The following is a 26,551-nucleotide window of genomic DNA, read 5'->3' as shown; positions in this document are numbered from 1 at the left end:
CAGGTTTACAGTGCTTCATTGATTCTCCATTTAAGGAGGTAAATCAGCGAAGCACTGTAAACCTGACACTAACTCCTATTTAAGTTTCGCCAGTTCTTCGTCGCGCAGGGGGCGGCGGAGGATTTTGCCTACGTTCGATTTGGGCAATTCGGTACGGAACTCAATTTGTTTCGGCACCTTATAGGCTGTCAGGTTTTCTTTGCAGTAAGCGGTGATTTGCGCTTCGGTAATCGCCTGATCCTTCTTTACAACGAACACCTTCACAATTTCACCCGATTTTGAGCTTGGTACGCCAATGCAGGCCACTTCAAGTACGCCGGGGCACTGCGACACCACATCTTCAATCTCGTTGGGATACACGTTGAAGCCCGACACCAGAATCATGTCCTTCTTACGATCCACAATTTTGAAGAAACCGTCGGCATCCTCGACACCAATATCGCCGGTTTTAAACCACTCGCCCGCCATTACGTTGGCTGTTTCTTCGGGGCGGTTGTAATACCCCTGAAACACCTGCGGCCCACGCGCCCATATCTCGCCCGGTTGTCCCTGCGGCGCTTCGGTGCCATCTTCCAGCATACACTTCATATCGGTACTTGGCCAGGGGACACCAATTGTACCCACCCGCGATGTGCCATCCACCGGATTTGAACACAGCACAGGTGATGTTTCTGACAGTCCGTAGCCTTCGGCCGGAATATTGCCGGTCATCTTTTGCCAGCGATCGGCTACCGATGTTTGCAGCGCCATACCGCCCGCCGAGGTTACTTTCAGATGGCTCCAGTCGACCTCATTAATGCGCGGATGATTTAACAGACCGTTGTAGAGCGTATTGAGGCCGGTAAAGGCCGTGATCTTGTATTTTTTCAGATCGTCGATGAAGGCGTTGAGGTCGCGGGGGTTGGTGATAAGCAGGTTCATATCGCCGCTCCGTAGCGAAGCCATCGCGTTGGTTGTCAACGCATAAACATGGTACAGAGGTAAGGCTGCAACAATGATTCCCTGCCCTGCCGGCACCCCCGCCGGGGCCATCCAAACATACTGGCCCTCTACGTTCGACAGGATGTTACGATGGGTCAGTACTGCTCCTTTAGAAACACCGGTTGTTCCGCCTGTATATTGGATGAATGCCCGGTCTGTGCCTTTGAGCGGTACCGGCGTCATCGGCTGGCGACTGCCCCGGCTCAGGGCGTCGTTGAATGAAATGGCGTTTGGCAGGTTATAAGCGGGCACCAACTTCTTCACGTATTTCACCACCGCGTTGACAATCAGCTTCTTCGGAAAACCCAGCCGGTCGCCAATCTCGGTTACGATCACGTGCTTGATATCAGTCTGGTCGATAATTTTCTCCAGGTTAGATGCAAAATTGGCCAGGATCACAATGGCTTTGGCGCCCGAATCCTTGAACTGATGCTGCATCTCACGCGGCGTATACAAGGGATTGGTGTTCACCACCGTCAGGCCCGCCCGCAGAATACCGAACATGGCAATGGGATATTGCAGCAGGTTAGGCATTTGAATCACCACCTGATCACCGGGTTTCAGGCCAAGGTCGTGTTGCAGGAATGAAGCAAACTGCTTCGACTGCTCGTCAACTTCCCCGAATGTAACCTGCTTACCCATACAGGCATAGGCGGGCCGATCGGCAAAACGACGACAGCCGTCTTCGATCAGGGCTGCCAACGACGGGTACGTGTCAGGGTTGATTTCGGCGGGTACGCCTTTAGGATAGAACTTGATCCAGGGGTGGGTGTTGGTTGTCGACTCCATGTTTAGGCTTCACGTAACAAGCCGTGTGGTAGTGCACGCGACTATCTGTGAGATTGTAAGTTATATAGCAAAAATACGATTTAAGCCAGAATGGTTTTACTAAAGGTAGAAAAGGTCAGGAAAAGTCGACTTTCCCAACTAAGAACTTCTTTTACTTTTTCCCGACTTCCAGCCATATATTCGTCTTGTATTATACGAAGCGGCAGTGGAGCAGGCGTATCGCAAAATCATACACGTTGATATGGACGCTTTTTATGCGTCGGTAGAGCAGCGCGATGACCCGGCTTTACGGGGAAAACCAATTGCGGTGGGCGGCTCGCGGGAGCGGGGCGTTGTGGCCGCGGCCAGCTACGAAGCCCGTGTATTTGGGGTACGTTCGGCCATGCCATCCAGCACGGCACGGCGCAAATGCCCCGAGCTGATTTTCGTAAAACCCCGTTTTGACGTTTACAAAGCTGTTTCGCAACAAATCAGAGCCGTTTTCGCCGAATACACACCGCTTATTGAACCGCTTTCGCTTGATGAAGCCTACCTCGACGTCACGGAAAACCTCAGGCAAATGGAATCGGCTACGCAGATTGCGCAACAAATTAAAGTAGCCATCAAAGACACTACCGGCCTGACTGCCTCGGCGGGCGTATCGTACAACAAGTTCCTGGCCAAACTCGCTTCCGACTACAACAAACCCGACGGACTGTTTGTGATTAAACCTAGTCAGGGGCTGGCTTTTGTGGAGACCCTGACCGTTGGGCAGTTTCATGGCATTGGACCGGCCACCGCAGCGAAAATGAATCAGTTGGGCATTGCCACTGGTCTGGATTTGCGGCGGCAAACGGAGGCGTTTCTGGTTCGGCATTTTGGTAAGGCAGGCCACTTCTACCATGCCATCGCCAACGCCATCGACGACCGCCCCGTCACGCCCGATCGCGAGCGTAAGTCCATCGGCTCGGAAACCACCTTCAGCACCGACCTGACCGAATGGCCCGACCTGATCGCTGGTTTACATGGCCCCATTACCGACCTTTGGCAAGACTGCCAGCGCCTGAAAACCGTTGGCCGAACGTTGACGCTTAAAGTCAAATACGCTGATTTTCAGCAGATAACCCGAAGCCGTTCCTTCGGCTCGCCTATCTCCGATGAAGCGCAGCTAACGTACCTGGCTCACGACCTGCTGAATACGCTGATGCCGCTGGCAAAAGGCGTTCGGCTGCTGGGTGTATCGGTATCGAACCTGGAATCGACCGACGGTTCAGTAGACCGGAATGAGGCAGGCAGGCAACTGGAGATTGGGTTCTGACGGAAGTAGCCCGGATGAAAAATGGTGGCTATGAAATCAACCAAACAACCGGGCGACACCAAAGGCAGCGGCTGCCGCCAGCGCGCCAATGAGCGTTACTTTAAACGCACCGCTGATCGGCGGTTGCCCGGTGACCTTACTCTTGAAGTAGCCAAAAATAAACAGGCAAACAAGCGTAACAATGCACGAGTACAGCAGTGCATCGGCAGGTACGTTCACCAGGAAATAAGGCGCTAAAGGCACCAAACCACCCGCCACATAAGACAGGCCGATAGTCAGCGCGCTTTTTGTGGCCCGGTTCGGGTCGGGCTCGTCAAGGCCCAGTTCGTACTTCATCATGAAGTCGACCCACTTTGTTTTATCTTTGGCCAGTTCATCAGCGATGACGTTTTGCAGGTCGGGGCTTAGGCCCATTTCGGCGAAAACATCACGTACCTCCTGCTTTTCGCGTTCCGGCACCCGCTCTACTTCATCAACTTCGCGCCGCCGTTCCGACTCGTAATGATCAGCTTCGGTGCGGCCGGCCAGGTACCCGCCCAGCCCCATCGCGATAGAGCCAGCCACAATTTCGGCAATACCCGCTGTAACCACCAGCGACGAACTGGCCACGGCACCGCTCAACCCCGCCGCCAGCGCGAACGGAACGGTCAGTCCATCGGCCATGCCAATGACGATATCAGCAATAAAATCGGAGCTTTGAAGGTGTTCTTCGTGATGATATAAATGCCCGGTATCTGCCATGATTCTGTGTGTTGCTTACTATAGTTTATCAATCAGGTACATTCAGTACGAGTTTGTATGAGCGAAAGGTTCTCTTTTCAGTGGTGGTTTACTCTTATCAACCAGGTACGTTCGTTTACGAGAATGTGTTAAGAATCAATTTATTTTCATGTCGAAATTGATTCATACGACCATTACCAGTATTTTCAGGAACAAACAACGTCCAGTTCTGACAAACAGGGTCTGATTGGTTGCTATTTATTGAGCAATTGACTATCGGACTGGATTGAATACGCATTTATTTTACCTAGTAGCCGGTAACTAGTTCACGTTCTGCCGGGCTCGCCGTATGCCTTATCTAGACCTTTATGTACCGACGCTGACGGCTAAAATGGCCGCACACCTGCTACGTCGGGCCACCTTTGGCCCCACCCCAGCCGAGATTGCCACGTTTACAGGCAAAACTGCCACGCAGGCCGTGCAGACGCTGTTAACCAACGTTAATTACAACCCATCACCGCCGGTTGATCTGGACGAGACAGCCACTACGGCCGGGCAACCCTTTTTGCAAAGCGCAACCACACCTGCTGGCGAATACCTTCCCTTCGTAGGCGCCAATAATTTCAAATATGGCTATTACATCAAATACTGGTGGCTCAATCTGATGATTCAGCCGGGGCCGGTGAATCTGCTCGACAAGCTGACGCTATTCTGGCAAAATCACTTCGTTACAACCCGCGAAGTGGCCAACGACTACCGGTTTGTGTGGAGTTACCTAAAACTCCTGCGTGATAATTCGCTGGGCAACTTCCGCGATCTGGTAACGAAAATGACCAAAGAGCCCGCCATGCTTCGCTTTCTCAATGGCGACCAGAACGAATCGGGAGCAGGTAAGGCCAATGAAAACTACGCCCGTGAATTGCAGGAACTGTTTACCGTAGGTGCCGTCGACGCCAATGGTACGCCCAACTATACAGAAGACGACGTGCACAACGCCGCCCGCGTGCTGACCGGCTGGAAATACAGCAACTACTACAAGGAAGGAGCCACCACATTCGCCACCACCTTCACCAGTACCAAGCACGACAGCACCAACAAAACGTTTTCGGCCAAATACAGCAACACCGTCATTACCGGCCGAACGGGCACAACGGCTGGCGATCTGGAGCTGGTCGATCTGGTGACGATGCTGCTCAACCATCCACAAACATCGCGACACATCTGCCGAAAGCTCTACCGCTGGTACGTCAATGACACGGTCACGCCGGAGATGGAGACGAACGTAATCATACCGCTGGCGCAGTTGCTGGTGAGCAGCAATTACCAGATTCAGCCCGTTCTTGTAAAACTTCTTACCAGCCAGGTCTTCTTCGATACAGCCAATGTTGGGTCACTGGTGAAGTCACCCGCCGATTTTATGGTGGGGTTGATGCGTTTTTACGAACTGCCCATTGCGCCCGTGACACCCGTCATCAACTTCCGAAAAACGATGGAGTTTGTTTACAACAAGATGCGCGACCTACAGCTCGATCTGCTTGATCAACCCAGCGTGTTCGGTTACGACGCCTTCTACCAAACGGGTTATACCAAGCTTTGGAGCAACACCAACACGATGGCCGTACGCAACGATGGTAGCGACCGCCTCGCCAACAGCCAGACGATCTACCAGACTACGGTACTGAACATCAACCCACTGGCACGAGCAACGGCCTTGCAACCCAACTTTGGCGACATTCCCGCCAACACCGCGCAGGCACCAAATACGCCGCCCGTTACGTGTGTTCAGGTGCTCGACGGCTTTTTACCCAACCTACTCGTCACGGACCTGGTTAGTGTTCAGAAAGATTTTCTGATCGACACCATCATGATGCAGAGTATTCCCCGGTCGACCTGGGAATTCGAATGGAATCTGTACCGACGAACAGTAACGTACCCAGCCAATTACTCCGCCTCGGCTATTACCAATGCTAAGAATGCTGTTAACAACCGCCTTAAAGCCCTTCAGAAGTACCTGTTCAGGCTAGCGGAATATCACATCGTTTAGGTTTATGGTCATTAGGCTACGCTGTCATTGATAGTCATTAAATAGTCATTCGTTGTAATTGAGCGGGCATCAATCGTTAACAACAAATGACCACCTAGTGACGGCGCAGCCTAATGACCACCTAATGACCACTTAATTATGAACCGCCGTAAATTTCTAACAACCACAACATCACTGGCGCTGCCTATCGCGTTGAACGGCTTCGGCATCAACGCGTTGGCCCGTAATTCGGTGCTGGTCAACTCGTTGCTGGCCACTAATGCCGCCGTTGCTGACCGTATTCTGGTGATTATCAACATCAACGGCGGTAACGATGGCCTAAACATGGTGATCCCGGTCGACCAGTATTCGGCCTATAACAGTTTACGAAGCAACATCGCCATTCCACAAACCAGTGTGCTGGCGCTTTCGGGCAACAGCGCTACCGGTCTGCACCCGGCCATGACGGGCCTGCGCGACCTCTATAATGACGGTAAGCTGACGATTATCCACTCGGCAGGGTACCCCAACCCTGACCAGTCGCACCAGCGATCGGGCGATATCTGGATGACGGGCGTGGCGAGCGATCAGTACGCCGATACGGGTTGGGCCGGCCGTTACCTGGATAATCGCTTTCCGGGCTACCCTGAGAACTACCCCAGTGCGGCGATGGAAGACCCGCTGGCCCTGCAAATTGGCTACCTAACCTCGACCACCCTGCTTGGTCCGGTGCAGTCGATGGGCGTAGCGATCAATGACCCCAACAGCTTCTATACGCTGGTAGGCAGCAGTACAACCGCCCCTCCCGATTACCTGCCCTGCTGCGATGCGGGCGACAAGATTGCGCATATACGGCAGCAACAGACCCTGGCGGTCGGCTACGCGGGCCAGATCAAATCGGCTTACGATGCAGGAGTCACGCTGGCAACGTACCCAACGGCAGGCCTGAACTCGCTGGCCGACCAGCTCAAAATCGTGGCCCGGCTAATTCACGGCGGGCTCAAAACGAAAGTATACTTCGTATCCATCGGTGGATTTGATACCCACTCCGCTCAGGTCGATACCACCGACAACACCATTGGTGCCCACGCTACGCTGCTGGGCAAAGTATCGTCGGGCATTAAGGTATTTCAGGATGATTTGGGTCTACAGGGTACATCCGATAAAGTGATCGGCATGACCTTCTCAGAGTTTGGGCGACGGGCCAATTCCAATAACTCAAAAGGAACAGATCATGGTATGGCCGCACCCATGTTTGTTTTCGGTCGAAACGTGACGCACAGCACCATCGGTGTCAATCCCGACCTGAGCAACCTGATTGTGGGTAGTGATGGCAGCCGCAACATTCCGTATCAGATCGATTTCCGCCGCGTATATACCGACCTGCTCAACGACTGGTTTGGCGCAGGAATAGCCAGAACGAACACACTGCTGTTTAAAACTTCACCAACCACACTCGAATTCCCAACGGTTTCGCTGTTCTCCAACTTCGTTGAAACGGTAAAAACCGGCAACTGGGCCGACAAATCGGTCTGGTCGGTGGGTCGCAAACCGATGGCGACCGAGTTTGTGCGCGTCAACGCGGGGCATATCCTCACCGTAGATTCTCCCCTCACCGTTCGGAACATCAAGCTGGATGGCAAGATTCGCTACACCGGCCCTTTCACCGTTCGGGTGACAGGTTAGGTACGTATCTACACCGCGGCTGATTCGCAAACGTAGGTGGGAATGATGCCGGTCGCTTTAATGCGAAGGTCGACGTCTTCGGCGGGCGTGTTTCCGGTTAGGACCAGCGCCGTGTCGAAGCCGAATTTGTTGCCGCCGAGGATATCGCTCTTCAGCGTATCGCCCACCATCAGGATTTCGTTTTTGCCGATGGGCATTTGTTCGCGCAACAGGTCATAGGCGAACATAAATAACTGAGCATCAGGCTTTCCGAAACGGATAAACTGCTTACCAACGATGCGTTCCAGCATGTCGGCAACGCCACCGATGGCCACCGCAACCCGATTACCCGATACAGGGTACGTGGCGTCGGTGTTGGCGACAATAACCGGAATATTTCGTATTCGCAGCAGGTTCACGGTCTTGTTTAGATCGGTGTTCCAGTCGAATCCTTCGTCATCGAGCAGTACCAGCGCCGTAATATCGGAGGCATCGTTGAGGTTTACCTTGCGGATGGGCAGCGCATGCAGGTCGGCGTTCTCAATGTAGTGGGCCGAGGTGTCGGTGCCCAGATAGGCCACCGTTCCGTGGCTCACTTTCAATTGCAGATACTCCCGCGCCAGCATTCCCGACGACACAATGCGGTCGGCGGTAACCAGCGGGAGGCCGAGGCGCGCGTAGGAATCGGCCAGTTGTTCGGGGCTACGCGAGGCGTCGTTGGTGAGTATATAGAATGGTTTCTCCGTCTCGATCAGCGCGTTGATGGTGCGGTCGACGCCGGGGATGAGCCCGTGGGCATTTTTCAGTACGCCATAGGCATCGAAGAAAACGGCTTTATACTGGTCAATCAGGGAGGCGAAAGAGATCATGGTATACGTTTACAGGTTTCTGTTCACTGTCTTCTGCTGCATTGGTATTTCAACATACTGTAAACTGGCAGCGCAACAGAAGACAGTAAAAGAGAAAACAGTAAACACCTTTCAAAGGCCAAGCCGTTCTAAAATCGGCGTCACATCGAAGGTGTCGATGGATGGGAAATAGATGTCGTAGGCTTCGCGCTGAAGTTTGGTGGCGTAGGTTCGGTGGAAAAAATACCGGCCGTACTTGATCACGTAGTTTAGAATGAAAAACCGGTAGGCTTCGGGCAAAAAGCGAATCTCACGCTCAGTCAGCGGATACACCTTGTGGTACTCTTCCAGAAACCAGCCAAACCGTTCTTCGGCCATTGGACCAATGTAGTACGAAAATACCGTGCGATCACCCGCATCGGAGCAGACCCGGCTAAAAAAGTAGAAATCCATCACCCGGTAGCTGATGCGGAACCAGTCGTAGTCCCAACGTGAAAACAGTTTCAAGTCTTCAGTCACCGAGAAATTACCAATGTTCCAGTCGACGAAAACGGGCATGGTCTCTACTTTTTTATCGACCAGCCGCTTCCTGTTTTCCAGAAATAACTGGCATTGCCTACGCAGGGTCTCTTCGTGCATCCGATGTTCGAACTTACCCGCGTCGGTGTCGAGTAGATCGAGCAGGCCCTGCACATCGGAACGGAGCGTTTTTGAGTACTTTGGCAGCACCGACGAAGCCCGTGCACAGGCCAGGTGAAACCGGGCAATCTCGGTTCCCAGTTTACGGATATGCATTTCGTCGAGGCGGCGGGGCATTCGCTCCATCGTTCGGATGGGGTTGTAAAAAACGACCCACGCGTCGATCGATTCGCTCTGATGGCGGTACACAAACACCTGCCCGTTCTTCATCAGCGACTTGGCCAGCACGTTCTCAAAAGGATACAACAGGTTATTGGCCAGCGCATGAATGATCCGATGATCGTCTTTGAAATGCTCGAATTTGCCAAAATAAGACAGCTTAGCAATTACGCGATCACCCGAATCGAGTGTCAGCCGGAAAACGTGATTGGTAGAGACTTTGGCACTGATGTCTTCTACGGCCTGCACCGTCTGAGTAGGATCAAATGCCGCCCAGGCCTGGCGTATAATAGGAGGATAGTCGATGAGGCGCATAAAGGCAGTTCACCGTTTGCTGTTTACGGTTGCGCTGCCCAGGTACGTATCCTGGACCAGCAGCGCAACCGTAAACAGCAAACGGTGAACGGTAAACAGTTTTTCAGATGATTTCAAAGTACCGTTTCAATTCCCAGTCACTAACCTGGCTGGCATATTGCCGATATTCCCAGTCGCGGGTTTGACAGAAATGGTTAACAAAGCCGTCGCCGAAAAGTTCGGCGGCAACGGCCGAGTCGCGCATCAGGTACGTGGCATCGCGTAGGGTTGCAGCCAGGCGGCCATTGGTTGTATTCTCATAGCCGTTGCCAACGGTGGCGGGTACGTCGAGCGAGAGGCCATGCCGGATACCGTACAGGCCCGACGCCAGCGCCGCGCCCATGGCCAGATACGGGTTCGTATCGGAGCCGGGCACGCGCATTTCCACGCGGGTATAGGCTTCAGCATGGTTCAACACGCGCATGGCCACCGTCCGGTTGTCGAATCCCCAGGTTAGCGTAGTTGGTGCCCAGGCACCTTCCACCAGCCGTTTGTAGCTGTTGATGGTGGGCGCATACATAGGCAGGATGTGAGGCAGGCAATATAGTTGCCCGGCGATGTATTGTCGGGCCAATGCACTTAGACGATCAGGAGCAGCCGGGTCGAAAAACAGGTTTTTCGTGTCGGTTGCCGACCATAGGCTCTGGTGAATATGACCACTGCAACCGGGCAGGTCGGCGTTCCATTTAGCCATAAACGTGGCCAGAATTCCGTGCCGGTAACCGATCTGTTTCACGGCAGTTTTGAATAAGACGGCTTTGTCGGCCGCTTTCAGGGCTGAATCGTGGTGAATGGCCGCTTCATACACGCCCGGCCCCGTTTCGGTATGCAGCCCTTCAAGGGGGATACCAAACTGGCCAAGCAGGGTAAACAGTTCATCCACAAACTGATTCTCCATCGATGGGCGCAACATCGAATAGCCAAACATGCCGGGCGTAAGCGGTGTGAGATTTCGAAATCCTTTTTGCTCGAGCGTGTGTGGTGTTTCGCGGAAATTGAACCACTCGAACTCCTGAGCCATTTCGGCCCGATAGCCCATCTGGGTAGCCAGCGCCGATACCCGCTTCATGAGTGAACGCGGACAGGCGGGCAGGTCGGCGCGGCCGGTATCTCCCCCACTAAAATCAGCTAGAAAAAACGGCAGGTCACCCTCCCACGGAATACGCCGGAACGTACCCAGATCAATACGCACCGGCCGGTCGGGGTAGCCGGTATGCCAGCCCGTAATGATTCCGGTGTCGTAGGCGACGTCGTTGCTGTCCCAACCAAAAACGACGTCGCAGAAGCCGTATCCCTCAGACAGACCCGCCCGGAATTTTTCGCGGCTGATGATCTTTCCACGCAGGACGCCGTCGATATCGGCAAAGGCGAATTTGACTTTAGGAATATCGTGTTCGTCGAGGTAGGCAAGCAGTTGCGTGGCATCCATGCGCGTAGAGCGAGGTTGGTCGGAGTGCTAAAGTAAATGAATTCACCAGACAAACACGGTCTGCATGAGTATAGCGCTGGTTTTATTGGCAGCAGGTCTATACTCAGGTACGTTGGTTCAACTCGCCTCCCCAATGCTGGCCCCTATTCTCTTCGCAAACTACACTACCAACTCACTCGTTGAGTCCGATCGCTTTTGCTCTCGGTTGAGCTGGTTCAGGAATGTCGTTAGCCTTCATCCAGGCTTTGAACGCGGCAAACGCCGCCCGATCGGTCTCTACCCACACGCTACCGAAACCCATTGGGTCATCTGCCAGTTGCCGACGTTTCTGCTGCCATGTCTGCCCTTCCGGCGTTTGGCTCCAACGCATCAATAGCTCAGCATAGGGTTTTGCCGATGGGTCTGGTATGGGAAATTTAATGCCCCGCCCAACCAGCAGCTTCTTCAAGCGAGCCTGCGCCTGATAAGCGGGCGATCCCACTTTGGGTGTACTTTCCTGCACTTCCAGCGCAATACCGCCACCCGAGGAAGCAACAGCGTGTATGTCGGCTCCCTTGTTGATCAGGTCGATGGCCTTCTCAAACTTTTCCTGATAACCGGCTTTAATCAGAATGGTGTTGCCATGCCTGTCCCGACTATTAATGTTGGCACCGGCAGCGAGCAGTAAATCAACATTTTGATAATATTCGCTGTCGAAAGCCACATGTAATGCAGGTTCTGTATGGTGCATGCTGTTCGGATTACCGCCACTCTGCAACAAAATCGTCAGGTACAGATTGTTATCGTTAGCCCCCGCGGCTATCCCTACAGGTTGCGTACCGTCTTTATCTTTCAGGTTAGGATCTGCCCCTGCCTGTAGTAGCAATCTAAAAGCCTCTTGCTGGTTTACGGCCATTGCCCACATCAATGGCGTCATGTCTTCCCGATACAGTTTATTTAGCTCAACCTGCCTGGCAAATTGCTTTACCTCATCGAGTTGGTTCTGCTGAATGGCTTTAGCCAGGGTCAAGGCTGTGCCATCGAAATAACGCTTGGGGTCCATTGTAGTTTGATTTACGGAAGCACAGGCACCCACCAGTAGAAGCATAGCTACAACCAGCGGGAAAAGAGCTTTACTGACAGCCCATGTATGTTGATAACGTTTTAAGATCATCCTTCTTTTGTTTTTCCATTGAGTCTATCAGGTAAGGCATTCCATGATACTCAACCCGCTTCATGGGATTCCATGGGCTACTAATTTTAGCGCCCAGACTAGTTTGTGCAGGAACAATATGTCTTACACCAGCGGCTATCGGCATCGTATTGTTTAGTGTCAACCCAATGCCGGCTGATTTAGCAATGAATGAGGGAGCCATCAGCAACCCTCCTTTTACCATAGGCATCGCCGTATCCTGGATATTATTCAGCACATCGTGTGGGAAATTGAATGCATCAACCACAGGTCGTCCATCGGCACCGATTGCTTTAGCATCATCGAGCGTCTTACCATCATCCTCCCGACTAATTGTCCGTGGATGTACGCCAGCCGCGTTAAATGTATAGGTTTTTGCCCCCGTAAGTATGCCTGCTGCTGCCGCCTGGCCACCCGCTTTTGAATGACCAGCTATTTCAATGCCTCCAGTTACGTTGTAAGTTCTGGCCAGTCGCTTTGCCAGGTTAATTGACCCGTTGTATTGCCTGGTCTCAAGTCCATTTCCCTGCATCAGGTTTGTTTTCCAATCTTCCTGCGCATTCACGGCATTGTCTGTTCCCCGAAACACAAGCACTGGCCGGGCATCCTTCTCAAATGTCGACCTGGCAACCATATATACCGGCTCTTCACCGGCAACTGATCGTTCGGTCATTTCCCATCCTTCCGGTAGTCCACCGGGCTCAGTCGGCCAGGTCTGGGCGGCTAGCATGGCCCGGAATTTTTCGGGTTGGGGTGGTACCTGATTTTCGTAGAATTTCTTTTTGTCCATCAGGTAGATGGCATTCGTAAGTTTGGCTCGTTCAATGGCGCGGTTGTTCAACTCGAACCGCTTGTTGGCCACCGCCGCCTGCGCATACATCGTATCGGCAGGCTGATTGCTACCAGTTTGTCCTGTTCGGGCTACCCGCGTTGCATCGGCGGGCATCACCAGCGACGAAGGTCTGAGATTTGTCTCTTTCAGTTTCGCCGACGACGCATCGATAACCGCCAATCGGGCATTGTACCGCTCCTTCTTCGACTTCTTCATGTCGGTAGACGCCGCTATGTCGTCGCAAATCGGCGGTTTGCGGGGTTTGGGCGGGGTTGTTACAGCCCCGTTGCGCTGGTAGTTGGCCAGTTGAAAGGTTTCGCCCGCTCCGTGTGAAGCCAGCGGCCAGTTGTTATCGAGGACAATGGCCCCCACCGCAACCCGCTGCGGCGAGATACGCAGCGTATTCACAAAACTACCCGCACCACCCGCGCCCGGCCGAAACTTGATATCCAGATTGACACAGTAGGCGTTGAAAAAAGAGATGGTTTTTAACGTCGATTCCGGCGATTCCTGCATTAAAACCAGTTTACCGTCGGCCTGCATCGTAGGCGAAAACATCCACTGATGCAGAAAACCGTCGTTGGGCGCATCAAGCGTGCAGGTGATAACCCCACCCTGTGTAGCCGACGATGGCCGCCCCAGTGAGTCGGTTTCCTGTTGAATAGCCAGATCGTATGAATATAGTCGGTAGGTACTTGAGCCGACGCTGAGGTACGCTGCAAAAGACGCCATTGACAGAAGAGGACAAAGCGATGGTAAAAGCGTCTATTTAGTACTATTTAGCCTATATATCTACATACATATTATCCTACGCACAAAAAGAGGCCCATATCAACTGATATGGGCCTCTGCTCCAGGTACGTTATGTTGGTCGGCTATTACCGAATATCAATCTCGAACGGCATCCGGGCCTGAACACCCTGTAGGCTTTGCAGCTTTTTCAACTGCTTCACCACCGGTGCCAGCGGACCAAGGGCCGTTTGAACGCGTGCGTTATCGTCGTCGCCGTTACCGAAATATTTCATCACTTTCTTGAACGTGTCTTCCTGAGCCGGATAATAGCGCAGACGATAATCATCATCTTTCAGTTTAGCTTCGGTCGCCGCTACTTTCACGGCCTCATCGAGCCCGCCCAACTGATCCACCAACCCAATCGCCTTGCCCTGAATACCCGTCCAGACGCGACCACCAGCAATGGCTTTCACGCTGTCGACAGAAAGCTTACGGCCGTCGGCTACTTTCTTGGTGAAACTGGCATAAATCCGGTTTACGCTGGTTTGTAACACCTTCCGGTCAAAGTCTGACAGCGGTTTGGTGGCGCTGGGAAAATCGGCGTGGGGGTTGGTCAACACGCGGTCGAAGGTGACACCGAGCTTGTCTTTAAACAGGTTCTCGGTGTTGAACATCAACGCAAATACACCGATCGAGCCCGTGATGGTGTTGGGTTGCGCCACAATTTTATTGCAGCCCATGGCCATAAAATAACCACCCGAAGCGGCATAATCAGAAAACGACGCAATGATGGGTTTCACCTTGCGGGTTAGCTGCACCTCGCGCCACATCACGTCGGAAGCCAGCGCACTACCGCCGCCCGAATTGATCCGCAACACCACAGCCTTAATGCTTTCATTCAGCCGCGCTTTACGAATTTCGCCCGCGATCTTGTCTGATCCGATGCTATTTTCGTCGCCGTCGCCCGAGTTGATATCGCCATTGGCAATGATCACCGCGATCCGGTTTTTGCTGATCAGCTTATCGTCGTCATCGTCGTCGCCCTCACTATCCGATTCGGCATTTTTGTACTTGCCCAGGCCAACGTACTCGATCTTCTTTTTATCGTCGACTTTCATCGCCCGCTTCATGTCGGTTTCCAGCTCGTCGAAATAACCGGTATTGGTCACGAGTTTGTAGCGCAGGGCATCGGCGGGCGTCTGAATGCTCAGACTATCGGCGTAACCCCGTAATGTAGCAGTTGGAATACCCCGGCTTTTCGACACGCCCACCAGGAAATGATCATTGATCGAATTCAGGAACGAAGCCGTTTGCAGGCGGTTGGGGTCGCTCATCTTGTCGAGCAAAAACGGCTCTACGGCACTCTTGAACGTACCTACGCGGAAAATTTCCGGTTTCAGACCCAGCTTGTCGAGGGTGCCTTTGAAGAATGTAAGCTCAGCGGCAATGCCATTCCATTCCAGATCACCCGCCGGATTGAGGTATACTTTATCGGCAACCGAGGCGATGTAATATGCCTTTTCGGTCATCACCTCAGCGTAGGAATACACGAATTTCTTCGACTTCTTGAAGTCGATCAGGGCATTGCGTACTTCTTCGAGGGTGGCCCAACCCGCCTGCGGATTTTGCGCGTCGATGTACACGCCCTGGATGTTGTCGTCGTCTTTGGCTTTTTTCAGTGCCTCCTTAATTTCGATCAACCCCAATACGCTGGCGTCGCCATTGCCGCCAAACGCTGCAAACGGATTGTCGGCGCTACGCTCCCGGATGGGCTCGTTCAGATCCAGTTTCAGTACTGAATTTTTGGCAACGGTCGTTTCTTTTTTCGATGATGCTGCACCAATGATGCCCGCAAAAATGATGATGCCCAGAAACGTAAAAATGAATAGCCCCAGCAAGGTAGCCAGAAGGTATTTCAAAAATTGGCGCATAGGTAGTTTACATGTTATTGTATATACACCAAAAATAAAGGCTCACTGTTTAGAAGTGAGCCACTTTTTGTTGAATGCGTAATATGGGGGATGAATGGGAGAAACCGGGTTTGATAGTTGTTTCTTGGGTCCAAAGTTTAAGGTCTAAGGGGCGCTGCTACTTCACGTTTTATTCGGTAGCAGCGCCCTTTAGACATTAAACTTTGGACTCTAAACCTCACATCGCCTTGTAATCTTCGATGGCCGTACGGATCACTTCATAGGCTTCTTCGCGGCCGTAGATGCTGGCCAATTCCATCACTGTGGGTTGGTCGGGCAGGTTTTTGTAGGTCAGGAAATAGTGTTGTAGCCGTTCAACTACGCTTTCAGGTAGTTCAGATAAGTCATTGAATGGCTGATACATCGCATCACCTTTCAGTACGGCGATGATTTTATCATCGGCCTCGCCTTTGTCAATCAGTCGGAAACCGCCAATAGGCCGGGCCTGCAGCAGAATGTCGCCGTGGGTGATAGTCGATTCGGTTAATACGCAGATGTCGAGGGGGTCACCGTCGCCTTCGGCAATAGTGCGGCCGGTTTTTTCGGAAGCCAGTTTGGCAATGCCTTCGCCACAAAAAGTCTGCGGAATGAAGCCATACAGAGACGGTACAATGTTGGAGTATTTCTGCGGCCGGTCGATTTTCAGATAGCCCGTTTGCTTGTCGATTTCATATTTCACCGTATCGGTTGGCACAATTTCGATGAAGGCAGTAAGCAGTTCGGGAGCAGAGTCGCCGGGGGTAATGCCATGCCAGGGATGAGCTTTCGACTGCGCCTTGACAACGGTGTCAATTTCTTTGGTTGAGAATTCAGCTTCCATAATTGGTAATTGAAATTTTTGTATTATTCCGCGAATCAGCGGTGGTATAAATGACACATCCCGGTAGTCAGCAGCCGTTTTCGATTATAAATCGACGGACTACTCAATACCGGGACGACCCTGCGCAGCATCCTGAAATTAGACCTGCCAAAGTTATAACCCAAAGATAAGACGAGAGTTAGCTTAAACCGTCACCGTTTCCGAAAAACCTATCTTTCGGGCAATTTGGTACTCGCTGGTCTTGTTCGATGATTGCCGGATATATAACTCGGCCAGGAAGCCCGCCAGGAACAGTTGGACGCCTAAAACGATGGCGATCAGGGCGAAATAAAACAGTGGATTATCGGTTGCATTACGGTAACGGATGCCTTGCGAAATATTGTACAATTTCTGGCCAACCACAAACAGCGACATCACCATACCCAGAAAAAAAGACAACGTACCCAGCCCACCAAACAGGTGCATAGGCCGCTTACTGAACTTATGAACGAAAGCGATCACGAGCATATCCAGAAAGCCATTCACGAACCGTTCAAGCCCGAACTTGGTGGTGCCGTACTTACGCGCCCGGTGCTGCACCACTTTCTCGCCAATACGGCTATACCCGTTCCAGTTGGCTACGATTGGAATATTGCGGTGCATATCGCCGTAGAGGTTCAGCGATTTTACGACCTCCTGCCGATACGCTTTCAGGCCGCAGTTGAAATCGTGGAGCTTCACGCCCGAAATCCAGCGGGCTACCCCGTTGAACAGCTTGGTAGGCAGTGTTTTAGTGATCGGGTCGTACCGCTTTTCTTTCCAGCCAGACACCAGGTCGTACCCATCTTCGGTAATCATACGGTACAGTTCCGGAATCTCGTCGGGACTATCCTGCAAGTCAGCGTCCATCGTGATGACCACTTGCCCGCGTGATTCCTGAAAACCAATCTGTAAGGCGGCGGTCTTCCCCGAATTGCGTGCAAACCGGATGGCCCGCACGTTGGGGTTCCGCTCGGCCAGCCGTTCAATCACCTCCCAGGAATGGTCGGTACTGCCATCGTCCACGAAAAGCAGTTCGTACGAGTAATTATGTTCCGTCACGACCCGAACGATCCAGTCGTGCAATTCGGGCAGCGACTCATCTTCGTTGTATAGCGGAATCAATATGGTCAGTTGCATTGCGCTTTACTCTTGGTTTGTGGTTCGAAGTTTGTTGTTGCGCTGCTATTGGTACAATGGTGAACTGGCAGTACAACGGCAAACCACGAACCTCAAACAACAAACAGTCGTAAAGTTCGGAAGATTTCAGAATATCAGGTAGTAGGGTTGTAATAAGGCGCGAAAATCTGACGTGTAGGTACGTCCGTCCAGTTCATGAATGGCCAGATGTTCAGGCATAAAATTAATGGATGACTCGGCGAAGCGGTAGGCCGTCAGGTGGCGGAATACCGGTTTTTGTGCATGGTGGCACAACTGCAATTGACGAACCGGTTGCAGCCTATCCGGCAACTCGGCCGCTAACCGGGTCAACCGGTCTGATTCGGGCGGCGGCAACAGCACCCACCACATACCTGTGGGCCGAAGCAAGCGACGAACCGCCGTGAGCAAGTCAGCAAAAGGCAGGTCGTCGGTATGCAATGCCCGGTTTACAGCCTTGTCGGGCGAGCGTAGTGAATTGGTATAAAACGGCGGGTTCGTCAGAATATGATCGTAGCGTGGTTCAGGAGTCAGGTACGTCTGAATGGCGGTGTTCCAGACACGTACCTGATGGGCAAACGGGCTGGCGGCAACGTTTTCGGTGGCCTGACGGGCAGCGGCCTCGTCCAGTTCAACGGCATCAATTTGGGCCACCGGATTCCGCTGCGCCGCCATGAGCGCCAGCAGGCCCGTGCCGGTGCCAATATCGAGCAGGCGGGCTCCGGCTACATCGGCCCAGGCTCCCAGTACGCAGGCGTCGGTGCAGACTTTCATGGCTGTCCGGTCCTGCTGAATGGTAAATTGTTTGAAGCGAAACATGGGAGGTTTTTTCGAGCCGTGGAGTTACATGAGTGACCTCTGTGGCTAAAAATAGCATGAATATTCTTGGTATATCGGGTAGCCTGCGCGTCGGCTCCACCAACGCGCAGGTGCTACAGGCGGTGGCGCGGCTACTTCCATCTTCAGCGCAGTTAACCATTTTCGACGGACTGGATAGCCTGCCACATTTCAGTCCCGAACGCGATACTGACAACGTACCTGAAGGGGTTCGGGCCTTGCGTGAGGCCATCGGGCAGGCGCAGGCGGTGATTATCTGCACACCGGAATACGCCTTCGGCATCCCCGGCGTACTGAAAAATGCCCTCGACTGGTGCGTATCAACTGTCCTCTTCGACCAGAAACCGCTGGCCGCGATCAGCGCGTCGCCCGGCTACGCAGGTGGCGAACGGGCGATGGCCTCGCTCCTGCCTACCCTCATGGCCCTGAACGCACACATTCCCACTGGCTGTTCGCTGGTCCTTTCCTCAATCCGAAATAAAATGGATGCCAGCGGCGAGATTATAGATGCTGGGACAGAGCAAGCCTTGCAACGGTTGGTGAATGAGTTAATGGCTTTTTGCTAGATAAATCGCTTCGCGCTTTATCTAGCAAAAAGCCATACGCCAACGCCCCTACATATTCCGCCGGTACTGCCCGCCAACGGCATATAACGCCTGCGAGAGTTGGCCCAGCGAACATACTTTAGCGGCATCCATCAGACTGGCAAACAGGTTGCCGCCGGTCAGGGCCGTTTGCTGAAGTTGATGCAGGGCGGCGTCGGCAGCGTCACTGTTCCGTTCCCGAAATGCCCGGACGTTATCCACCTGCGCGCGTTTTTCTTCGTCGGTACTACGAATGACTTCGGCGGGCGTTATTGTCGGTGAGCCGTTGGGATCAAGGAACGTATTGACGCCGACGATGGGCAACTGCCCGTTGTGTTTCAGCGTTTCGTAATACATCGATTCTTCCTGGATTTTGCTGCGCTGGTACATCCGCTCCATCGCGCCCAGTACGCCGCCACGCTCATTGAGGGCCAGAAACTCCTGATACACGGCCTCTTCTACCAGGTCGGTCAGTTCTTCCACCACGAATGAGCCCTGCAACGGATTTTCGTTTTTAGTGAGCCCAAATTCGCGGTTGATCACCAGTTGAATCGCCATTGCCCGACGGACCGATTCCTCCGTTGGGGTAGTGATCGCTTCATCGTAGGCGTTGGTGTGCAGCGAATTTGTGTTATCGTAAATCGCCAGCAACGCCTGCAACGTGGTACGGATATCGTTGAAAGCGATTTCCTGTGCGTGTAAGCTCCGCCCCGACGTCTGGATATGGTACTTCAGTTTCTGGCTCCGGTCATTGCCGTTGTATTTATGCCTGATCGCCTTGGCCCAAATGCGCCGCGCCACCCGCCCCAACACCGTGTATTCGGGGTCCATTCCGTTAGAAAAGAAGAACGACAGATTAGGCGCAAAGTCGTCGATATGCAGCCCGCGACTCAGGTAATACTCAACGAATGTGAATCCATTCGAGAGCGTAAACGCCAGTTGACTAATCGGATTCGCGCCGGCTTCGGCAATGTGGTAACCCGAAATAGACACCGAATAGAAGTTCTGAACGCGGTTTTGCGTGAAATATTCCTGAATGTCGCCCATCATGCGCAGAGCAAATTCAGTAGAGAAAATACAGGTGTTCTGCGCCTGATCTTCCTTCAAAATGTCGGCCTGCACCGTTCCCCGCACCTTACGCAACGTATCGGCTTTGATCTGCTCATATACATTAGCCGGAATGACTTTATCGCCGGTTGTGCCAAGTAACGACAGGCCGAGGCCGTCGTTGCCGTCGGGGAGTGGGCCGGAGTAGGCTACCCCCTCACCCCCGACCTCTATCCCCCTACGGGTGAAGGGATGTTCTTTGATCCATTTTTCCACCTGCTGATCAATGGCAACGTTGAGGAAGAAGGCCAGCAACATGGGCGCCGGGCCGTTGATGGTCATCGAGACGCTGGTGGCGGGATCGCAGAGGTCGAAGCCGGAATACAATTTTTTGGCGTCGTCGAGCGAGGCGATACTAACGCCGGAGTTGCCTACTTTGCCAAAAATATCGGGGCGCAGGGCAGGATCTTCCCCATAGAGCGTCACCGAGTCGAAGGCGGTAGACAGCCGTTTGGCGGGCATACCTTTCGAGACGTAGTGAAAGCGGCGGTTCGTTCGTTCGGGGCCGCCTTCACCGGCAAACATTCGGGTTGGGTCTTCACCTTCGCGCTTGAGCGGAAACACACCCGCCGTGTACGGAAACTCGCCGGGTACGTTCTCCCGCATCAGCCAACGCAGCACGTCGCCCCAGTCTGAATACTTTGGCAACGCCACTTTCGGGATGCGCAGGTGCGAGAGTGTTTCGGTGTAAAGCGGCTGCCGTATCACTTTATCACGAACGGTAAACTCGTAATTGTCAGCCGTGTAGCGCTGTTGCATGGCTGGCCATTGGTGCAGAAGTTTACCGGCTTCGGGATGAAGCTGCGTGGCGAACTGATCGCGTAGTGTCTGAACGTCACCGCCCATCGCCAGTACACCGTCCAGTTGATACAACTTCGTTGCCAACCCGGCCTGTTCCGAAACGAACCGATCGTAGCGGCGGCTTTCTTCCACAATTTCGGCCAGGTAACGTACCCGGTCGGGCGGTATAATGGCGGCGGGTTTGGGGGTTGGGATGGCGGATTTAGGATTTGGCGTTGCGGATACGCTCAATTCCTCAGCAACGCCAAATCCCAAATCCGATATTCCCAATCCTAACTCCTTCATCACCCTACTAAACAGCTCGTTCATACCTGCGTCGTTGAACTGGGAAGCCATAGTGCCCAGAATGGGCAGTTGCTCATCCGCTGTATCCCAGTCGTTATGATTGCGGCGGTACTGTTTGCGGACATCGCGGAGGGCATCGAGCGAACCGCGCTTATCGAATTTGTTGATCGCAATGAGGTCGGCAAAATCGAGCATATCGATTTTTTCCAACTGCGTAGCCGCGCCATATTCGGCCGTCATCACATACAGCGTCTTGTCGGCATGTTCGGTAATTTCTGTGTCTGACTGCCCAATACCCGATGTTTCAACAATGATGAGGTCGAAACCCGCATGCTTGCAGATGTCGATGGCATCCTGCACATGTCGGCTGAGGGCTAGATTGGCCTGCCGCGTAGCCAGCGACCGCATGTACACCCGCCCCTGACTGACCGCCGGGTTTAGCGTGTTCATGCGGATACGGTCGCCGAGCAGGGCACCACCCGTTTTCCGTTTCGACGGATCGACTGAGATAACGGCCATCGTCTTGTCTGGGTACGTTCGCAGGTAGCGCAGAATCAATTCATCGACCAGCGACGATTTGCCCGCGCCCCCCGTACCCGTGATGCCAAGAACGGGCACGGGGCGTAGGGCGGGCGGCAAAGTGTGAAGGGCATATGGCTGACCGTTTTCGGCCAGCGTGATCAGACGGGCGATGGTCGAAAAATCAGCAAGGTCAGGTTGAAGCTCGGAGCCATCGTCCTTAGCCTTCCGCCCCTCTTTACAGCGAGCCAGCAAATCGTCGATCATGCCCTGAAGGCCCAGCGTGCGGCCATCGTCGGGGCTGTAAAGCCGGGCGATTCCGTAGGCGTGCAGCTCGTCGATTTCGCGGGGAAGAATCGTACCACCACCACCGCCAAAGATTTTTATATGACCCGCGCCCCGTTCCTGAAGCAGGTCATACATGTATTTGAAAAACTCGATATGCCCACCCTGATAGCTCGTGATAGCAATACCCTGAACGTCTTCCTGAATGGCGCAGTCGACGATCTCGGCCACCGACCGGTTGTGACCCAGATGAATAACTTCGGCTCCCGACGATTGGAGTAACCGCCGCATGAGGTTAATGGCTGCATCGTGCCCGTCGAATAGGGAAGCCGCCGTAACCAGTCGAAGCCGGGTAGTTGGCGCAGGTACGTTGATGGACGAGGAGGCTGGCTGTTCAGATGAAGATATCATAGTCGAAAGTCATAACATATAGATAGCTGGTCAAAGCCATCTGAGATACCTCAAAGATACCGGATTCGTGCCATCCTTTCTCCTCTTTATACTAATGTGGTCTTATGCGACCATCGCCAGTATGATCATAAGCACGTATAACACATCAGGCTGATCGATAGCTGGCTACCGGGTAGCTCCGCTCATCATAATAAAGATCCGGCTATCCCAAAAAATCAATTTTTGACTATAAATTCCTACCGTATTGTTGTGTATTTACAACAATACGACTTATATTTGCTACACAATCAACAAGTATGAGAGGCGAAAAGATATACAACCGCATTGCCGTTCTGCGCGAAGAACACGGTTTTTCGCGGAAAGACCTGGCCGATAAAGTAGGCGTGAATTTCCAGACGATCGGCTATCTGGAGCGAGGCGAATACAACCCCAGCCTCGACCTGGCAATGGACCTGTGCGCGGTCTTTGGCCTACCCATCGAGATCGTTTTTTCGCGCCAGCCGATGCGTCCATTGAGTGAAGAATTAGCCAACCTAAAACAAAAAATACAATGACCAGAACCCTTTCGTTATCCCAGCGCAGGCTAGCCACAGTGCTTCAGATGGTAAGTTATCCAATTCTGTTTTTCACCATGCGCTGGATGGGCTTGGCGAGTAGTCTGGCCACTATAGTTGGGCTTTTACCCTTTGTTGGCCTCTCGGTTTATTTATACCGGGGCACTCAACTCTGGCAGTTTGGCAATGCCCCCGACGAACAACTCGATGAACGTCAGGTGCTTGTTCGCAACCGGGCTTACCAACTAGCGTATGCCATTGTGAGCGCGGTTATTGTTAGCCTACTGGTTTACCTGATGCTGGCTGCCGATTTTCACTGGCCTGTGCTAAGCGGCTACGACCAGTTAAATCCATTCTTCTGGGGCGTGTGGATCGTCGTTCTGGTGTTGCCATCGGCTATACTGGCCTGGACAGAATCAGAGATATAGTCAACAAACCAACTTAACTTAATGAGCAATCAATTACTAACGCCAACACACAAATGAACCGCTTTTTCACCACCTGCCTGGTTACGATCAGTGCTTTTTTTCACACCGTTTCTGCACAAGACAATTCGTTGCTCTATGCAGTAACGGGCAAAAATCTCACCGCTCCCTCCTACCTCTACGGCACGTTCCACCTCGTTTGCCCCACCGATCTGGTCATTACCGATGCCATGAAGAAGGCCGTTTCCGATACGAAACAATTGTATCTGGAAATCGACATGGACGACCCCACCTTGCAAGCAACCATGATGCAAGGCCTGATGTTCACCAACGGCAAAACGCTTAAAGACTATATGTCGGCCGATGACTATACGATGCTGGATACGTACCTAAAAAAGAGTTCAGGCATGAGTATGGCAGCCTTGTCGGCTATTAAGCCCATCGGCATGTACTCGTTTCTAGCTATGAGTGCATTGGGTTGCCAACCCGCCTCCTATGATCTGACACTAATGCAACTGGCCTCGAAAGACAAGAAAGAGATTTTAGGCCTCGAAACGATTGGTGACCAGATGGCCGTGTTCGATAAGATTCCAATGGACAAGCAAGTGTCGATGCTGGTGGATATGGCGCGCAAGCCCGACGAAGCCAAACAGGAATTGGCCAATCTGCTGGCTGCTTACAAATCGCAGGACATTACGGCGGTGATGAAGCAAATGAAGGAGAGCAAATACGATGGGCTGGAAGATTTCGAAGCCGACCTGCTGGAGAAACGTAACCAGAACTGGATTCCAGTCATCGAAAAAGCAGCCACCGATAAACCCACGTTCTTCGCCTTCGGTGCCGGTCACCTCGGCGGCGAAAAAGGCGTGATCGCGCTATTACGGAAACAGGGATACACGGTGAAAGCGATTCAGTGAATGGTTATTAGTAGCTACGGCCAGGAACGTACCTGTCAATACGAATAACTCATCGCTTCGTTGTCGCTTGCCTGTGGCGAGTGACAACGAAGGCTACTAACTAAGAACTAATAACCAATAACTCACTTCTTGAAGACCAGCGCTTTTACCGGATCGATGCGATTGACGACGAGGGTGGGAATCCAGAGGGCAACGGCGATGAGCAGCACGATGGCGAGGTTAATGAGGCCGATCACGGGCCAGTCCCAGACGATGGGGACATAATTCATGTAGTAATTTTTGGCGTCGAGCGGAATCAACTTGTAACGGTATTGAAGCCAGCACAAGCCCAGCCCGATGGCATTGCCGATAAATAGCCCCCAGATTACAATGTTCAGGCCCACAACGACAAACATGCGCCGGAGCAAGGCATTAGGACTGCCGAGGGCTTTTAGTAAGCCAATCATCGGGGTACGTTCCATCATGAGCACCAGCAACACCGACCCCATGTTGAAGCAGGCCACAAACATGATCAGGATGATAAACACGGCCGTATTTCGGTCGAGCAGTACCATCCAGTCGAACAGCATACCGTATTGATCGGTCACTTTGATCACCCGCATTTCGGGCGGAATCTGGCTCAGTACACCCGCAAATGTCTGGTTAAGCCTCGCAAAATCACGAACGAACACTTCGTAACTCCCCACCGAATCGGCCCCCCAGTTGTTGAGCCGCTGCACCAGTCGACGATCACCGATCACGAACGTTTTGTCGCCCTCTTCCAGGCCTGTTTCGTAGATACCCACAACCGTCATCTTACGTGGCCGAAGTCCGGTTGCGCCTTCGCCCAGCCCCGTGAAATTCAGAATGGCCGACTGCCCCACCTCGAGCCGAAGCTGATTGGCAATGGCCCGGCTAATGAGCAGTTGGGTTGAATACCCGTTTACCGCCGCCGAATCGAAGTTGGGGAGTTTGCCCGCCACCAGCGATTCAGCGAATAACTGCCAGTCATAATCGGGGCCAACGCCTTTCATCACTACGCCCGACAAATCATCGGTGGTTTGCAGAATACCGGCTTTTGTGGCTATTCCCTGCACATGGCGCACTTCGGGAATCGCTTTTATCCGGGCAAACGCCGGGTCGACTACCGAGATGGGCGGCGCATCGTAGGAGACGTTACCGGAGAACTTAACAACCTGTAGGTGAGCACCAAAAGCGAATATCTTTTGCTGGATCGTTCGCTTGAAACCGAACAAAATCCCAAAGGCAACGATCAGCACGGCCAGTCCGATGGCTACGCTGGCAATGCCCACCCGCGTAACGGTGGCCGAGAAGCTGCCCAACGGTGCGTTGCGCACCCGGCTGGCAAGAAAGACGGGAAGATTCAAGAATGACGATCGTTTAACGACACAAAGCTACAAGGCAACACGGCGTTCTGATCTAGTAACGCAAAAAACCCCACCTCGTTAACCGGGATGGGGTTTTAAGTATTGATAGAACTAAACTGGTTTGTTTGCGCCGTTTGCAAATCACCAACAACTTACCCACGTACCTGCGGAAACTGCTCCACGATACGCTCGATCTGTTTGGCCAGATTCTGACTGATCCGGGTTGGGTCACCAACAGCATTCTGCACGGCCCCCCGCCATACCAGGCGTTTGGTGCGCGTATCAACCATATCCACAACTACGGTGCCGGCATCGTATTTCTCCTGTGTATACTGCGTACCGCCAAAGCCATTCCAGCCGGGTCCCCAGCCAGCATAACCCCAACGGCCCCAACCCGTATATGGCCCATAATAGCCGTAAGGGCCCGTATTATTGGCAACCGTACGGGTTTTCTCTTCCACAAAAAAATGGTAGCCCAGCAGCAAATCGGGTCGACGATTTGTTTCTTTCAACCCTTTTTTGGCCAGTTCGCCAGCTACCGTCTGTTCAACCTGTTCGGTGGCCAGTTGATTATAATAGACTGGGTTTTGCGAGCCTTTTACATCGGAATCCATCCAGGCAAAAGTGCGGTACTTCGAGAAATCGACATTTGCCTTGTCGACTGCAACGCGCGGGGCACAGGCGCTGAAGCCCACCACGAAGGCGAGCAATAAAAGGGCATTTTTCATCAGTATGTTGAGTCTTGTTGTTTGATAGATTAACAAGGATTACTCTAAAAAGGTTAGCTTTTCGTA

The 26,551-nt window shown here is 52.8% G+C and carries 21 protein-coding genes; 7 read left to right on the top strand and 14 right to left on the bottom strand.

The genetic code is table 11. From position 1 onward, the window contains the following. Positions 1 to 75: 75 nt before the first annotated feature. Positions 76 to 1,770 carry an AMP-binding protein gene (locus ACFE8Q_RS05030; protein ID WP_375444260.1) on the bottom strand — a complete coding sequence of 565 codons (1,695 nt, stop codon included), beginning with the start codon at positions 1,768 to 1,770 and terminating at the stop codon, positions 76 to 78. Between the two features lie 241 nt (positions 1,771 to 2,011). Here ACFE8Q_RS05030 and dinB point away from each other — a divergent pair, with 241 nt between their 5' ends. Further along, positions 2,012 to 3,067: a DNA polymerase IV gene (gene dinB, locus ACFE8Q_RS05025; protein ID WP_375444259.1), complete on the top strand. Its 1,056-nt coding sequence runs from the start codon at positions 2,012 to 2,014 to the stop codon at positions 3,065 to 3,067. A 36-nt stretch (positions 3,068 to 3,103) separates the two neighbouring features. On the opposite strand, the gene ACFE8Q_RS05020 is transcribed toward dinB, so the two are convergent. After that, positions 3,104 to 3,808 carry a VIT1/CCC1 transporter family protein gene (locus ACFE8Q_RS05020; protein ID WP_375444258.1) on the bottom strand — a complete coding sequence of 235 codons (705 nt, stop codon included), beginning with the start codon at positions 3,806 to 3,808 and terminating at the stop codon, positions 3,104 to 3,106. Between the two features lie 328 nt (positions 3,809 to 4,136). Here ACFE8Q_RS05020 and ACFE8Q_RS05015 point away from each other — a divergent pair, with 328 nt between their 5' ends. Then, positions 4,137 to 5,831: a DUF1800 family protein gene (locus ACFE8Q_RS05015; RefSeq protein ID WP_375444257.1), complete on the top strand. Its 1,695-nt coding sequence runs from the start codon at positions 4,137 to 4,139 to the stop codon at positions 5,829 to 5,831. Positions 5,832 to 5,969: 138 nt separating this feature from the next. Beyond that, positions 5,970 to 7,496, top strand: coding sequence for a DUF1501 domain-containing protein (locus ACFE8Q_RS05010; protein WP_375444256.1), 1,527 nt, complete (start codon positions 5,970 to 5,972; stop codon positions 7,494 to 7,496). Between the two features lie 8 nt (positions 7,497 to 7,504). Here the strand turns inward: ACFE8Q_RS05010 and ACFE8Q_RS05005 are convergent, their stop codons facing one another. From ACFE8Q_RS05005 to ACFE8Q_RS04965, 9 genes are all read right to left on the bottom strand, one after another. Continuing rightward, complete coding sequence (locus ACFE8Q_RS05005) at positions 7,505 to 8,344, bottom strand: TIGR01459 family HAD-type hydrolase (RefSeq protein WP_375444255.1); 840 nt, start codon at positions 8,342 to 8,344, stop codon at positions 7,505 to 7,507. A gap of 111 nt (positions 8,345 to 8,455) precedes the next feature. Further along, entirely contained in the window at positions 8,456 to 9,496 is a 1,041-nt protein-coding gene (locus ACFE8Q_RS05000; protein ID WP_375444254.1) for a hypothetical protein, read from the bottom strand. A 103-nt stretch (positions 9,497 to 9,599) separates the two neighbouring features. After that, complete coding sequence (locus ACFE8Q_RS04995) at positions 9,600 to 10,964, bottom strand: glutamine synthetase family protein (protein WP_375444253.1); 1,365 nt, start codon at positions 10,962 to 10,964, stop codon at positions 9,600 to 9,602. A 172-nt stretch (positions 10,965 to 11,136) separates the two neighbouring features. After that, positions 11,137 to 12,051, bottom strand: a complete 915-nt coding sequence (locus tag ACFE8Q_RS04990) for an ankyrin repeat domain-containing protein (protein ID WP_375444357.1) — start codon at positions 12,049 to 12,051, stop codon at positions 11,137 to 11,139. A 25-nt stretch (positions 12,052 to 12,076) separates the two neighbouring features. After that, a complete protein-coding gene (tssD, locus tag ACFE8Q_RS04985) occupies positions 12,077 to 13,699 on the bottom strand; it encodes a type VI secretion system tube protein TssD (RefSeq protein WP_375444252.1) in 1,623 nt (540 codons plus the stop codon). Between the two features lie 146 nt (positions 13,700 to 13,845). Further along, entirely contained in the window at positions 13,846 to 15,630 is a 1,785-nt protein-coding gene (sppA, locus tag ACFE8Q_RS04980) for a signal peptide peptidase SppA (RefSeq protein ID WP_375444251.1), read from the bottom strand. Positions 15,631 to 15,847: 217 nt separating this feature from the next. Then, positions 15,848 to 16,489: an inorganic pyrophosphatase gene (locus ACFE8Q_RS04975; RefSeq protein ID WP_375444250.1), complete on the bottom strand. Its 642-nt coding sequence runs from the start codon at positions 16,487 to 16,489 to the stop codon at positions 15,848 to 15,850. A gap of 183 nt (positions 16,490 to 16,672) precedes the next feature. Beyond that, a complete protein-coding gene (locus ACFE8Q_RS04970) occupies positions 16,673 to 17,647 on the bottom strand; it encodes a glycosyltransferase family 2 protein (RefSeq protein WP_375444249.1) in 975 nt (324 codons plus the stop codon). 126 nt (positions 17,648 to 17,773) lie between these two features. Next, positions 17,774 to 18,484 (bottom strand): tRNA1(Val) (adenine(37)-N6)-methyltransferase, encoded by a 711-nt coding sequence (locus tag ACFE8Q_RS04965; RefSeq protein ID WP_375444248.1) that lies wholly within the window; start codon positions 18,482 to 18,484, stop codon positions 17,774 to 17,776. A gap of 56 nt (positions 18,485 to 18,540) precedes the next feature. Between ACFE8Q_RS04965 and ACFE8Q_RS04960 the strand changes: the two genes are divergently transcribed. After that, complete coding sequence (locus tag ACFE8Q_RS04960) at positions 18,541 to 19,068, top strand: NADPH-dependent FMN reductase (RefSeq protein WP_375444247.1); 528 nt, start codon at positions 18,541 to 18,543, stop codon at positions 19,066 to 19,068. 48 nt (positions 19,069 to 19,116) lie between these two features. Here ACFE8Q_RS04960 and ACFE8Q_RS04955 read toward each other — a convergent pair whose 3' ends face one another. Continuing rightward, positions 19,117 to 22,494: a methylmalonyl-CoA mutase family protein gene (locus ACFE8Q_RS04955; protein WP_375444246.1), complete on the bottom strand. Its 3,378-nt coding sequence runs from the start codon at positions 22,492 to 22,494 to the stop codon at positions 19,117 to 19,119. 296 nt (positions 22,495 to 22,790) lie between these two features. On the opposite strand from ACFE8Q_RS04955, the gene ACFE8Q_RS04950 reads away from it, so the two are divergent. The 3 genes from ACFE8Q_RS04950 to ACFE8Q_RS04940 are packed head-to-tail and all read left to right on the top strand — an operon-like array spanning position 22,791 to position 24,390. After that, complete coding sequence (locus ACFE8Q_RS04950) at positions 22,791 to 23,048, top strand: helix-turn-helix transcriptional regulator (protein ID WP_375444245.1); 258 nt, start codon at positions 22,791 to 22,793, stop codon at positions 23,046 to 23,048. Continuing rightward, complete coding sequence (locus ACFE8Q_RS04945) at positions 23,045 to 23,476, top strand: hypothetical protein (protein ID WP_375444244.1); 432 nt, start codon at positions 23,045 to 23,047, stop codon at positions 23,474 to 23,476. Before ACFE8Q_RS04950 ends, ACFE8Q_RS04945 begins: the two co-directional genes overlap by 4 nt. Before the next feature lie 53 nt (positions 23,477 to 23,529). Further along, positions 23,530 to 24,390 (top strand): TraB/GumN family protein, encoded by an 861-nt coding sequence (locus ACFE8Q_RS04940; protein WP_375444243.1) that lies wholly within the window; start codon positions 23,530 to 23,532, stop codon positions 24,388 to 24,390. A gap of 122 nt (positions 24,391 to 24,512) precedes the next feature. Here ACFE8Q_RS04940 and ACFE8Q_RS04935 read toward each other — a convergent pair whose 3' ends face one another. Next, the gene (locus ACFE8Q_RS04935) at positions 24,513 to 25,757 is read right to left on the bottom strand and encodes an ABC transporter permease (RefSeq protein ID WP_375444242.1); all 1,245 of its coding nucleotides are present in this window, start codon (positions 25,755 to 25,757) and stop codon (positions 24,513 to 24,515) included. A 152-nt stretch (positions 25,758 to 25,909) separates the two neighbouring features. Further along, the gene (locus tag ACFE8Q_RS04930; protein ID WP_375444241.1) at positions 25,910 to 26,485 is read right to left on the bottom strand and encodes a DUF4136 domain-containing protein; all 576 of its coding nucleotides are present in this window, start codon (positions 26,483 to 26,485) and stop codon (positions 25,910 to 25,912) included. Between the last annotated feature and the right edge of the window lie 66 nt (positions 26,486 to 26,551).

It is taken from the genome of uncultured Fibrella sp. (genome assembly GCF_964250085.1).
Classification (GTDB): Bacteria; Bacteroidota; Bacteroidia; order Cytophagales; family Spirosomataceae; genus Fibrella.
The sequence above is the reverse complement of the archived record's forward strand: the minus strand, read 5'-3'. Positions and strand labels throughout refer to the sequence as shown.